The following is a 12,473-nucleotide window of genomic DNA, read 5'->3' as shown; positions in this document are numbered from 1 at the left end:
TATTTTCTATTGAAAGAACAGTAATGGCGGTGTCAAAAGTTTTATTTAGCGGGTAAAATTTTGTTATGCAAATTTCCAAAGCCGACCCTAATTCCATTTTTCTCAGCCCAGCCTTTCATCACTACCGAATCGTAATCCTGTAAAAATATACGGCTGTCACCATTGGTTAATGTTAATGCTTTTTTACCATTTTCTGTAATTTCTAATAAACAACCATAACTTCCCAATTCTGAGCCAGAGATAGTACCCGATGCCAGCAAGTCTCCCGTGTTGAGATTACAGCCGTTGACAGTATGATGCGCTATTTGTTGAGCTACATTCCAATACATATGCCTCAAATTGGTTTGCGTAACAACAGTAGGTTCAGCATCTTCTGGTTGTATCTCAACAGACAGGTGTATATCAAAATTTCGTTCACCACTAGTCTTTAAATAATCTAAAACCTTTGGGTCTTGAACAGGACTTTCAACTCTAAAATATTGTAATGCTTCAAACGTAACTACCCAAGGAGAAATAGCCGAAAAGAAGTTTTTACCTAAAAATGGTCCTAGTGGTTGGTACTCCCAACGTTGTATATCTCGGGCAGACCAATCATTAAATAGTACAAAACCGAAGATATGTTCTTCAGCCTTTTCTGTCGTAATTCTTTCTCCAAGCTCTGATGGCTTTCCGATAATGGTTGCCATTTCTAACTCAAAATCAAGCGCCTGTGTAGGACTAAATTTGGGAATAGGATTATCTGGCGTGCTGAGTTCTTTGTCAATTATTTGACCACAAGGACGATAAAAATCCACACCCGACAACTGAATCGAAGAAGCTCGTCCATGATAACCTACAGGTAGATGTCTCCAATTGGGGAATAATGCTTTGTCTGGATCCCTGAATAATTTCCCAGCATTTTGGGCATGTTCCAAACTCGAGTAAAAATCGGTATAATCACCAATCAGAAAAGGAAAGTGCATCGTAGCATCCGCTTGCAACGTTAGCCCCTCCTCCTCTATCGCCTCTCTTTCGGTAGTAGCTTGTGATAACAAAAACTGTAACCTTCCGCGAAGTTCTCTTACAGCCTCATTGCCCAAAGCCATAAACGAATTTAGGACAGGCTCTTGAAGAATTTCTAGGTCAAAACCCAAGCCATCTAAAGCACCTTCAGATACCAAAAAATGAAGGTCAAGGATATATTCACCTATAGCCACTCCAATTCTAGGAAAAGGCTTATTTTCGGTTGAAAAGACCCCAAATGGTAAATTATGGATACTAAAATCTGAATCGGCAGGTATATCTAGCCAAGTTGGAATGGTTTGCATCATTAGTTTGGATGAAATTAAGGGGTCAGTAAAATAGGAAAAGGCAGTTTGACGTTTGTGTGCAATTACCAGAAGGGAATCACGCACAAACATAACTACCTGAAAGTCAAAAGAATTGAAGACATTTCCAAATCTTATGAACAGAACATTTTACTTAAACCGCAAACCACCATGAAAAGAAGGGTTTACTGATAACGATTGAGTTTGTAGGAGATGTTTCTCTATAATTAACCAGTTATGTTGTTATAAATAGAATCAAGAATACGAACAAAAGTTTGGTAGTCATTTTCTGACAAATCACCCCAACCCTTGCGTCTGACTTCGGCCACGATTGGAAAAGCGTCATGAAATTTCTTCTCGCCATCAGCAGTCAAAGTAATGTTGAATCGACGGCGGTCATTTTCGGCCATAGCACGCTCGGCAAGTCCCTTTTTTACCAGAAGATCAATAATTCTGGTAACGGTGGGCGCATCTTTTACCGTCATTTCGGCTAGTTCGTTTTGGCTAATGCCATTCTTTTGACTTCTATAAATGTGGTCTAACAAAACCCATTGGTCAACCGTAATATCAAGATGGGCATCGTCTAGTTTTTTCTGGAGACTCTGCCGTATTTTTTTCATGGTGGTATCTATTTTGAAGAAATACGCACGTGAGTCGCTTGGATTGGTAGTCATATCAGAAAAAGGTATATATGATTATTGCGATAGTTTGTTATGGCTAAAGTTGTATTTGTTAAAACAACTGTTAGTGTTCAAATATAATAGAAAATCTCAATAACCTACCAACGCTTTTCTAATAAACCACCAATCTATTGATTAAAGGGTACCTCTCAATGCTTGTTCTCTTTCAATTGCTTCAAAAAGTGCTTTAAAATTTCCCTTTCCGAAGGATTTGGCACCTTTTCTTTGGATAATTTCAAAAAACACCGTAGGTCTTGAAACTACAGGTTTGGTAAAAATTTGCAATAAATAGCCTTCTTCATCCCTATCTACCAAGATATTAAGGGCACGAAGTGACTCAATTTCTTCATCTATTTGCCCAACTCTTTCAAGTAAAGAATCGTAGTAATTTGAAGGTACTTGCAAAAATTCTACACCTCTTGCCATCATTCCTTGTACCGTTTCAAGGATATTATCGGTCGCCACAGCGATGTGTTGCACGCCAGAACCTCCGTAAAAATCAAGGTATTCTTCTACTTGTGATTTTTTCTTTCCTTCGGCAGGTTCATTGATCGGGAATTTGATTCTACCATTACCATTTGACATTACCTTGCTCATCAGCGCCGTATATTCTGTCGAAATATCTTTATCGTCAAACGAAACCATTTGGGTAAAACCCATTACTTTTTCGTAAAAAGCAGTCCATGTGTTCATCTCATTCCATCCCACATTGCCAACCATATGATCCACGTATTTCAAACCTAATTCTGATGGTTGATAGCTTGGAGTCCAAGCAACGAAGTTTGGTAAGAAAATTCCTTGATAGGCCTTTCTTTCTACAAATACATGGATGGTATCGCCATAAGTTTTGATAGCAGAACGAACCACAGAACCACTTTTGTCAGACTCTTCAGTAGGTTCAAAAACGGGTACTGCTCCGCGCTTCGTTGTTTCTTCAAAGGCACTTTTGGCATCGTCTACCCACAATGCAACGGCTTTGACTCCATCGCCATGCAAATCGATATGACGACCAATTTCAGTATTAGCTACCAAAGGAGTCGTAAGCACCAAACGAATTTTATCTTGTATCAATACATAGCTTTCACGATCTTTCAAACCAGTGCTCAAACCAGCATACGCCAATGGTTGAAAACCAAAAGCAGTTTGAAAATAATGCGCCGATTGGCGAGCATTACCCACATACATTTCGATGTAATCTGTGCCATTAAGTGGCAAAAAGTCGGTAGTTGCCATGGCTGGCACGAGGGTATTTTCAGATACTAGCATAATGTTGTCCGATTTCTGAGTCGTGAAAAGTAAAAGTATTTTTCTTATGTTTTAGATTCATTCGTTTCTCTAATTCTTGCTCAATCATAGGAATAGAGTGGAATAAATCTTCGTAGGAATCAATCACAAAGTATTGGGCTTGATAATGGTCTTTGATATAAGGAGTATCAAAAATCTTGACAATATCATAGGGAATTCGTTCCACAGTATCGGCTTTGAGCGAATACACGCTTTCGCCAGAAGATGATAAAATTCCTGCTCCATAAATCTTCAGTTCTCCTTCTTCTCTAATCAAACCGAACTCAATGGTATACCAATACAATCGGGCGATGTATTCGATTGCCTCCTCATCATCTACAAATCGCAAGGCAATACGTGCTAATTCTTCCAAAAAGTGACAAATGGAAGGATTTGACAGTAAAGGCACATGACCAAAAATGTCATGAAACATATCTGGTTCTTCCAAATAGTCGAGTTGCTCACGTTTTCGAAGCCAAGTAGAAGCACAAAAGTTTTTGGCCTGCATTAACTCAAAAAACGGTCGGTTCGCAATCAACCCTGGCACTACATGTATCTGCCAACCCGTATATCCTCTAAGCAATACATTGGTTTCGGCATAATTAGGAATTTTCTCGGCCGAAAACTGCACTCGCTCTAAACCCGCAAGGTATTCTTTACTTGCCAACTTGGGCAGTTGTGCCATTTGTCGTTCAAAAAGAATTTTCCAAACTTCTCTATCATCCGATGTATAGGATTCATAGTCTTGCGACATTGAAAAAGGTTTAAAATCGTATTCCATTTTCTTTATGAGTTGTGAGCTACATTATTATTTTTCAAGCCATGATTGGTAGTATTTTCCATCATCAATTTTCATGGCCGCCTCAGTCAGCATTAACGGTCTAAAAGTATCTACCATCACAGCCAACTCATGGGTTTCGGTTTTACCGATACTTCGTTCCATTGCTCCTGGGTGTGGCCCGTGCGGGATACCCCCAGGGTGCAGTGAGATATGTCCTTGAGCAATATCATTTCGACTCATAAAATCACCATCTACATAATACAAAACTTCGTCAGAGTCGATATTGGAATGATTATAAGGTGCTGGAATACCCTTTGGATGATAGTCGTATAACCTTGGACAAAACGAGCAAACCACAAAAGCATCGGTATGGAAGGTTTGATGCACTGGCGGTGGTTGGTGAATACGCCCTGTAATCGGTTCGAAATTGTGAATCGAAAATCCCCATGGATAGTTATAACCATCCCAACCTGTTACATCAAAGGGGTGAGCAGCATATACCACCGAATGCAGTGTTTGTTGCTTTTTGATTTTCATCAAAAAATCACCCGTTTCATCATGTGTTTCGAGCTGTTGTGGCAACTTATAATCTCGCTCGCAAAAAGGTGCATGCTCCATCATTTGCCCAAAATGATTGCGATATCTTTTTGGGGTATAGATTGGATGAAAAGATTCCACAAAAAACAGACGGTTATCTGTTGTGTCAAAATCAATTTGGTAAATCATCCCTCTTGGAATCACGAGATAATCGCCATACTCAAAAGGGATATTTCCCATCATGGTACGCAAAGTCCCCGTTCCTTTATGAATAAATAAAAGTTCGTCTGCGTCTGCATTTTTATAATAGTAAGTGCGAAGTGATTGCTGTGGAGCCGCCACACCAATGTGCAAGTCATTGTTAACCATCAAAGTAACTCGACTATCCAAGAAATCTTGTGCAGGCGCAACATTGAATCCGATTAGTTTGCGAGAAGCAATGTTTTTATCAACCGCAATTTTAGGAGCTGTTGAAATACTTTCGAGAATCTCCTTTACCTGCGTCGGTCGGTGGTGATGATACAACAATGAAGACATTCCATCGAAACCAATCGTTCCGAATAATTCTTCGTAAAACAAACCTCCAGTAGGTTTCTCAAACTGAATATGTCTTTTGGAGGGAATATTCCCCAAACGATGATATATTGGCATGGCTATTATTGATTTTACTAATATTTGTCATAACAAATATTAGTATGCAATTTTAAAATTTATATTGATTAATTCCAAGAAAAAATTGATTAAAAATTATTTAGAAAGCTAAAATTGTATGATGGAGGAATAGTAGAAAGTATGTTTAAGAAGTTTTTTGATATCTCCGAAATCAGCAATCCTAAATCTGAAATAACTATAAACAATCATGTAGAACCCAATAGATTTACATTCCCTTAATATTTCTCTAAACTTTGGGCTAAAGTGTAGACCTACCTTTGCTAGCGAAATTCAAAATGAGGGTTGGAAACCCAACCACATACAAGCATTTAATAATTTATGAAAAAACTATTATCTATCTCTCTAGCATTGGCGTTGGCTGGTTTAACTTCGTGTCAAAAAGATGAAAATGGTGTACCAAGTTCACCCGTTGTTATCAAAGATTATTCTGTAAACCCCTCGTTGGTAACAACACTTTCTGGTTTTGATGCTGTTAAAATCAATACACTTATTAGCTCAGACGACAAACTGACAGACTCTCCAAATTTTGTGTTTGGTGCACAACCAGACGGTGCAGGCTTGATGAAAAATCCATCTGGCGAAGGTTTTATTTTGATTAACAACCATGAAATTATTCGCTCGGTTTCAAGAGTTTATCTAGACAAAACCTTAAAACCAACCAAAGGTGAATACATTCTTGATGGTGACGGAGGAACATGGCGTTTGTGTTCAGCAACATTAGCTACACCAGAAATTCATGGTTTTGGACCAATGTTTTTGACAGCTGGCGAAAGCGGTGCCGAATCTTTAGTACATGGAATTAGTCCTCTTGCTGATATTTCAGGTAAAAAAGATGCTTCGAGAGTATTGCCAGCTTTGGGTAAAGCTAGTATGGAAAATGCCGTACCACTTCCCAAAGAAGCTTTTGCAGGCAAAACTGTTATTATTATCGGAGAAGATGATACCAATGGTCAGTTGATAGCCTATGTATCTAATACGGTTGGAGATTTGACAAATGGTAAACTATATTTCTTGAAAAGAACTAACAATGACCCTATCGAGACCAATATTGCTGTTGGACAGAAATATGATGTAGAATTTGTAGAAATTGAAAATGCTAAAAGCTTGACAGGTGCTCAGATCGCTGCACTTTCAGTTACTAAAAATGCCATTCAATTTGCTCGTGTAGAGGATGTTGACTACGGAAAAGGTTCTGCTTCAAAAAATCGTGATATTTACTTTACTGCGACTGGTGTAAGTCAAAGTGACAAGAAAAGTCCTGTAGCTGGCAAAACTATGTGGGGACGTGTGTACCACTTAGCACTTGATGCTAGCAATCCATTAAAAGGAACACTGGAAGCACTAGTAGATGGTGTGGTAGACCCAGGTAACAGCATTGTAAACCCTGATAACATTTGTGTAACTGAAAACTACGTTTACATTCAGGAAGATGGAGACTCATTCTATGCTGACAATAAGCATGATGGTCGTGTGTGGCAATACAATATCGCTACAAAAGCATTGAAACCGATGATTGAAATGAACCACCGTCGTACAGATGCCACTTTCAACGCAAAATATAACCCAATCAGCGTGAACACTTTGAGCTCTTGGGAATACGGTGCTATGCACGATATTTCTGACCTTGTAGGTATCCCTGGTACATTTTTATTGAACATTCACCCACATACTTGGCGTGATATGAAATACAGTAATGCTGATGGTAGTAACTCAACTGTTGCAAAAAGTATTACAGATAGTAGCACAGGATCATACGCGGAAGGCGGACAAGTTGTAATTTTGTCTGGCGTACCAAGATAAACGAAAATCCTAGATCAATCATAAATAAAATCTCTCGTTAGTCATATTGCCCTTGGTTATTTTAATCAGGGGCAATTTTTATTCTCAATAGTATTATGAAAAAATATACGTTACTTTTCTTTATTTTTTTATTATGGTCCTGTGAACCAGAAGACCCAGCCATTGCCTTTAAGAAACAAATGGCAGTGGATTTGGGTATTTTGAATGAGCAAGTATCAAAACTACAGCAAACGGTTGTTACCAAACAACCACAAGATTCTATACAAAACGCCTTTCTTCAAGCTAGAATAGCCTATAAAAAAATTGAATTTATTACCGAATACTTCATGCCTTCTGCGACCAGATTGGTCAATGGCGCACCTTTGAATGAGATAGAACTAGAAGAAAATATGATTAATGAGCCTGGTGGTTTTCAGGTGATTGAAGAATATGTTTTCCCGAAAATCGATACCGCTAGTCATCAAGAACTAATTCATCAAATCAATAAACTTCAAACAGAACTTAAAAGATACCAAACCTTACAGGATTTAGAGTACATGCCTAGCCAATGTTTGGATGCGGCACGACTTGAGCTATTTAGAATAAGTTCATTAGGATTAAGCGGATTTGATACGCCTCTTTCGCAAAACAAAATTGCCGAAAGTAAAGCTGCCTTAGCTCATTTGCCTAAATACTTAGATATTTTTGGAGAAGTGGATAAGGATTTAGCGCAAGCATTTTCTGAAAGCATTCAATTTTTAGAAACGCAAAAAAGCGAAAATTTCGATGCCATGACGTGCATCAAACAGTATATCCAACCGCTGACTAAAAGTCTGGTCAATTGGCAAAAGCTCCAAAAAATAGCACCAATGAAGGATACTCGTATTCTTTCTGCCGAAGCAAGTTCATATTTTGATACTAATGCTTTTAGTGGCGATTTTTATACGCATAATGCTGAATCCCATTCCAATCCAGCCAAAAGTGAATTGGGACAAATGCTATTTTTCGACCCTGTTCTTTCTAGTGGAAATGGCATCAGTTGTGGTACTTGCCATCAACCTGATAAAGCTTTTACTGATGGACTCAAAAAAGCCAAAGGTATTTCAGGAAAACAAGTGCAACGCAATACCCCTACCCTCATGTACGCGGGCTTACAAAGCAAGCAATTTTATGATTTGAGTGTCAGTAGCCTAGAAGAACAAGCAGAAAAAGTAGTGCATAATCCTTTAGAAATGAAAGGGAATTTGGAAAAAGCCTTGTCTCTCATCGAAAAGGATGAAAAATATAAGCAGGCTATTCAAAAAGCTTTTCCAAAAGTAAGTAAACTAGAGACTAGACATTTGAGAAATGCCATAGCGTCTTACGTTCGCTCGCTATCTCCTTTCAATAGTCGTTTTGACCAATATATGAAGGGAAAAGGCATTTTGGATGAAACGGAAAAAGTAGGTTTCAATTTGTTTATGGGAAAAGCCAAATGCGGTACTTGTCACTTTTTCCCATTATTTAACGGAACTGTTCCTCCTGATTTTCAGAAAACAGAATCAGAAGTTTTGGGTGTTTTTGACCAACCTCGGAGCAAAACAATAGATAAAGATTTAGGACGTGGCACTTACAATCCACAAATTGCTGATTGGCATTTTGCCTTCAAAACACCCACCATTCGCAATATTGAAAAAACAGCACCTTATATGCACAACGGCGCTTATCCAGATTTGAACTCCGTAATTGATTTTTACGATCATGGTGGTGCCTTAGGCTTAGGCGTAAATCTGGAAAATCAAACCCTTTCAGATGAACAACTCAAATTGAGCAAAGCCGAAAAAACAGCCTTGATTGCTTTCCTCAAAACGCTCACAGATCGATAGGAGTTGTGAGTGATGAATTGTGAATGATGAGTTAGTAGTGTACGAAGGAATATGAAAACTGTTTATTTCGGATATCGGATGTTGGATTTCGGAAGTATAATCTTTTATGTTTTGTAAAAAATAGAGACATTTTACTTTATTTCCGAAATCAGAAAGTCCAAATCTGAAATTGTTAGAAATCCTTCGTACAGTACTAACCTAACATCTAAATTGCCTATTGCTTAGATCTAGCCATGAGCGATTTGTAATAACGGCTCATAAAATCATATATCAATAACTCATGCGTGCGCTGACCATCTGGAAATATCCGATTGATGGTCATGTGAATCAAATCACTGAGATATTTGGAACGGTAAGCAATATCCTGTTTTTCTACAATTACTTTGACAATACTGGTAGTATTCATCGAACGAGCTTGAATGAGCGATAAAAGTGGTGCATATTCGTGTTCATCTTCTGATCCCAAAACCAAAAATTGTTCGAGCGCTTTACGGTTTTCTCTAAATTTTGCATCCAACAATAACTTCATAGACTTGTCCAGATTAAATTCTCTGGCAAAGCTATCTCTCATCGACTCCATCAAAGAATATTTGGCTTGAATAGTACAGTCAAAATCATTTAACAAAATATCCAATGCCTTACAAGCAAATATCCATCGTAAATCATCCCTATTTTCTTTCGAAGTTGCATTGATAAACCCAAGCACCATATCACTATCAGCACCAAACCATTGTTCGGTTTCTTCAATAATATTTGCTCCATATCTTTCCAATTCTCGTTCATAGGTATCCACCAAAATTTGAGATATTCGATTGTTTTCCTTAAATACTAAAAGTGCCTGATTAATAGTTGTCAATACTAGGGCTATAGTATTTACATCTTTCAAATGGAATCTCAATCGAATATGTTTTTCGGGATCCGCATAACGGATAAAGAACCAATTGTCTATCAAATTAGAGTCTTTCAAATACGTCAGCACAGGCGTAATCGCCTCCGAAAGAATAACCTCCGCTGACTGCACACCACAATAAACCTTGTAATAGAGCCATTCAGAACCTAGGGCAAATGACCTTTGTGTAGACTCAAGAGGCTTAACGAGAAGTGGCTTTGAAGTATAGTGCTTTTCTTTTTTTACTAAAAATGCAACTACCTGATTGGTAAAGCCTTTTTGTTGATTATTTTGAAAAATGGCAGAATCTGGATTGAACAAAAACTCTTTAAGAATAATTTCTGACCTATTTTTGATCGTATCTAACCATGTTTGAACACTCAAAGGATTCTGGGTATTGACCAATAACTCATTATCTGAATCGGATAAAACAAATCGTTGAGGTAGTTTCCATTCTGCAAGGAATAAATCTAACGGTTCTTGATTTTCTGGTTGCTTGAGTAATTTTTCAAAATCCTTGCGTTGCAATTGCCAAGTAGCTGGTTCTAAAATCATATTTTTAAAACAAACTCTTGGGTAGAAAGAAGCGTCAGGATAAACTTTTTGCCAGTTGATACCTACAGAATTTGTCTGACCTTGGTGCTGTAAATCGCCTAAAAAACGATACACAGGAACAGCATTATGGATATAATTGTGGGCATTGCTCAATCTTGGCACTATTTCTTTTTGTAGCCTTTTTGAGCGTAAAATCACTTTTCTAGCCATAATATCCACCGACACCATCAAATCATCCAAAGACAGTTGATAGGCTGACCCTACCGAAGATTTTGCCAAATAAGGAATTTCGTATTGCCGAAAAGCAGGGTGAAGAATGATATTCCCGACACGATTTTCGGGAAGGTGTACAATTTCTGCCAAAATTACCTCAGGGTTTTGAGCTTGTTCTTGGGTGGTTATTTCCTTTGCCACCGACCATATTCCCTCAGAAGCATGCGCAAAACGACCGATGATATTGACTGCACTTGAGCCTCCAATATTTTCGAGATACAAGGGATATTGGTTATCTCCTGTAAGACGAAACATCACTGGAATAGACGCCGCCATGGGAGGCTTATCCGAATATAGTTGGGCAATATCTTTCTCCTGTAAGTCAATTTGAAAGGCATTTTGTCGGTAGGCTTCAAGCCATTGTTGAAACAGATATTGCTCCCAATCACCCATTTGCCACGATTTTGTGGAAGATACCTGTCCTTTAGCACTCAAGCCTTCTGCTATTGCCGTCAACTGATTTTTGCCAGTTATGCCATATCCTATGCCCGCCTCGGTATCCAAAGCTACTAGCAGAGGTACTTCTTGCGCATCGTATCTTTCATAAAATTGGTCGATAAATTGTTGTAATGTAGTATTATCGCTTGGGGTTTGTGCTTGATAAAGAAGCTCAATTGCCTCACATATATCCTCCTGTATATCTTTTTGAATGAAAGTCTGCTCGAGCTGATTGATTCTGTCCGTCTGAAAGAGTTTGCCTTCCTCAAAGGGAATCCCCAAAGGCTGAAGTAATTCCATAATTTGAACATAAGACTCGACAGCATTATAAGCCTGTTTATCAATATTATGTAAAGCTTCTTCAACCTTTTGAAGAATTGATAAAATCCCTTCTAAATCTCCGTTGTGATTGATTCGGGCAAGAATCGTAATGAGTTGTTGTGTAAAAGTGTCACCCGTAATGGCAGGTTCTAAATCACTAACTAAGAGCTGAGCGTTAATCAGTTCTGCCACAAAATCTAGCGCCTGCTCCAGCGTAATTTCGTCTTCTACCAAAGATGACGCCAGTTCGAGTAAGGTAGCACCCGACAGTGCTTTTTGCAAAATAAAATCGATATAGGGCGAATAATCAATGGCCGAAATCTGATGCTGTCGCTTTCCATTTACATAACGGTATTCCACATAGCGAAACTCCTCTCCTAGTCTATACTGACTCGAATTGGGATAGTAAAGAATTCGTTGGGCAATCTCTGGAATTTCGGCTAAACGCTGTGCCAAAGCGCCAGCATAGTGCATATCTAAGCGAGTATGTCGGTGGAAGGATTCTGCAAATTGGATAGAAGTTTGGTCACTCCATTCGGCGATAGCACAACCTGCAAAGAGTCCAAATGGCGTACACCTCGAACACATCCGTGTGTAGTATTTTGATAAAGAAAATAAGACTTTTTGCTTCTTCTTGGCATCCACTTTTTCTTGACTTTTTAAAGCTTTGGCTTCTTCAAAAAGTACAGGGGATGCTAAATACAAGGCTTCAGAGAATTGAGGATTTTCTAATAATTGAAAAAGAAAAGTTTCATCAAAATCATCATTAAAAGCAAATGCAGGTGTACGAATTATGAGTTGGGGTAGGAATTGATAATTAGTTGTCATGTGTCAAATGCTCAGTTTTACTTTTGACGCAATTTATAGTTAATCGACGAAAAATAAAGATTTAGAAGGAATTTATTTCGAGAACTGTAATTTCTTACCTACAAAAAACGGCTTGAGTTGTAATGACTCAAGCCGTTGTGAAGATAGCGGAGGTATATGAAGTATTAGTCTTAAAAATCATCAAAACTAATTTCAAGCCCCAGACTAGATAAGTTTATTAAACTTGGAAATCAAAGTACAACTTCTCATTCACAACTTCTTGAC

The 12,473-nt window shown here is 38.3% G+C and carries 8 protein-coding genes; 2 read left to right on the top strand and 6 right to left on the bottom strand.

What is annotated here, in order from left to right; genetic code table 11:
* Window positions 1–41: 41 nt before the first annotated feature.
* From fahA to BWI92_RS14965, 5 genes are all read right to left on the bottom strand, one after another.
* The gene (fahA, locus tag BWI92_RS14985) at window positions 42–1,310 is read right to left on the bottom strand and encodes a fumarylacetoacetase (protein WP_095164069.1); all 1,269 of its coding nucleotides are present in this window, start codon (window positions 1,308–1,310) and stop codon (window positions 42–44) included.
* A 224-nt stretch (window positions 1,311–1,534) separates the two neighbouring features.
* Entirely contained in the window at window positions 1,535–1,981 is a 447-nt protein-coding gene (locus BWI92_RS14980; protein ID WP_095164068.1) for a MarR family winged helix-turn-helix transcriptional regulator, read from the bottom strand.
* 141 nt (window positions 1,982–2,122) lie between these two features.
* On the bottom strand, window positions 2,123–3,253 hold the full coding sequence (hppD, locus tag BWI92_RS14975) for a 4-hydroxyphenylpyruvate dioxygenase (protein WP_095164067.1): 1,131 nt from the start codon (window positions 3,251–3,253) through the stop codon (window positions 2,123–2,125).
* Window positions 3,240–4,052: a phenylalanine 4-monooxygenase gene (gene phhA / locus BWI92_RS14970; RefSeq protein ID WP_229363137.1), complete on the bottom strand. Its 813-nt coding sequence runs from the start codon at window positions 4,050–4,052 to the stop codon at window positions 3,240–3,242. The genes hppD and phhA overlap by 14 nt, the downstream gene beginning before the upstream one ends.
* Window positions 4,053–4,079: 27 nt before the next feature.
* Window positions 4,080–5,240, bottom strand: coding sequence for a homogentisate 1,2-dioxygenase (locus BWI92_RS14965; protein ID WP_095164066.1), 1,161 nt, complete (start codon window positions 5,238–5,240; stop codon window positions 4,080–4,082).
* 339 nt (window positions 5,241–5,579) lie between these two features.
* Here BWI92_RS14965 and BWI92_RS14960 point away from each other — a divergent pair, with 339 nt between their 5' ends.
* Together BWI92_RS14960 and BWI92_RS14955 are read left to right on the top strand one after the other, a co-directional pair.
* The gene (locus BWI92_RS14960) at window positions 5,580–7,061 is read left to right on the top strand and encodes a hypothetical protein (protein WP_095164065.1); all 1,482 of its coding nucleotides are present in this window, start codon (window positions 5,580–5,582) and stop codon (window positions 7,059–7,061) included.
* A 95-nt stretch (window positions 7,062–7,156) separates the two neighbouring features.
* Window positions 7,157–8,905 (top strand): cytochrome-c peroxidase, encoded by a 1,749-nt coding sequence (locus tag BWI92_RS14955; RefSeq protein WP_095164064.1) that lies wholly within the window; start codon window positions 7,157–7,159, stop codon window positions 8,903–8,905.
* Between the two features lie 214 nt (window positions 8,906–9,119).
* Here BWI92_RS14955 and BWI92_RS14950 read toward each other — a convergent pair whose 3' ends face one another.
* Window positions 9,120–12,209 carry a lantibiotic dehydratase gene (locus tag BWI92_RS14950; RefSeq protein ID WP_095164063.1) on the bottom strand — a complete coding sequence of 1,030 codons (3,090 nt, stop codon included), beginning with the start codon at window positions 12,207–12,209 and terminating at the stop codon, window positions 9,120–9,122.
* Between the last annotated feature and the right edge of the window lie 264 nt (window positions 12,210–12,473).

Origin of the sequence: Flectobacillus sp. BAB-3569 (assembly GCF_002270355.1) — a bacterium.
GTDB classification, from domain to species: Bacteria; Bacteroidota; Bacteroidia; order Cytophagales; family Spirosomataceae; genus Flectobacillus; species Flectobacillus roseus.
The sequence above is the reverse complement of the archived record's forward strand: the minus strand, read 5'-3'. Positions and strand labels throughout refer to the sequence as shown.

What these genes read in the sequence shown, in the direction of transcription:
- fahA (WP_095164069.1), bottom strand. Translation starts at nt 1,310, where the DNA reads ATGATGCAAACCATTCCAACTTGGCTAGATATACCTGCCGATTCAGAT.
- BWI92_RS14980 (WP_095164068.1), bottom strand. Translation starts at nt 1,981, where the DNA reads ATGACTACCAATCCAAGCGACTCACGTGCGTATTTCTTCAAAATAGAT.
- hppD (WP_095164067.1), bottom strand. Translation starts at nt 3,253, where the DNA reads ATGCTAGTATCTGAAAATACCCTCGTGCCAGCCATGGCAACTACCGAC.
- phhA (WP_229363137.1), bottom strand. Translation starts at nt 4,052, where the DNA reads ATGGAATACGATTTTAAACCTTTTTCAATGTCGCAAGACTATGAATCC.
- BWI92_RS14965 (WP_095164066.1), bottom strand. Translation starts at nt 5,240, where the DNA reads ATGCCAATATATCATCGTTTGGGGAATATTCCCTCCAAAAGACATATT.
- BWI92_RS14960 (WP_095164065.1), top strand. Translation starts at nt 5,580, where the DNA reads ATGAAAAAACTATTATCTATCTCTCTAGCATTGGCGTTGGCTGGTTTA.
- BWI92_RS14955 (WP_095164064.1), top strand. Translation starts at nt 7,157, where the DNA reads ATGAAAAAATATACGTTACTTTTCTTTATTTTTTTATTATGGTCCTGT.
- BWI92_RS14950 (WP_095164063.1), bottom strand. Translation starts at nt 12,209, where the DNA reads ATGACAACTAATTATCAATTCCTACCCCAACTCATAATTCGTACACCT.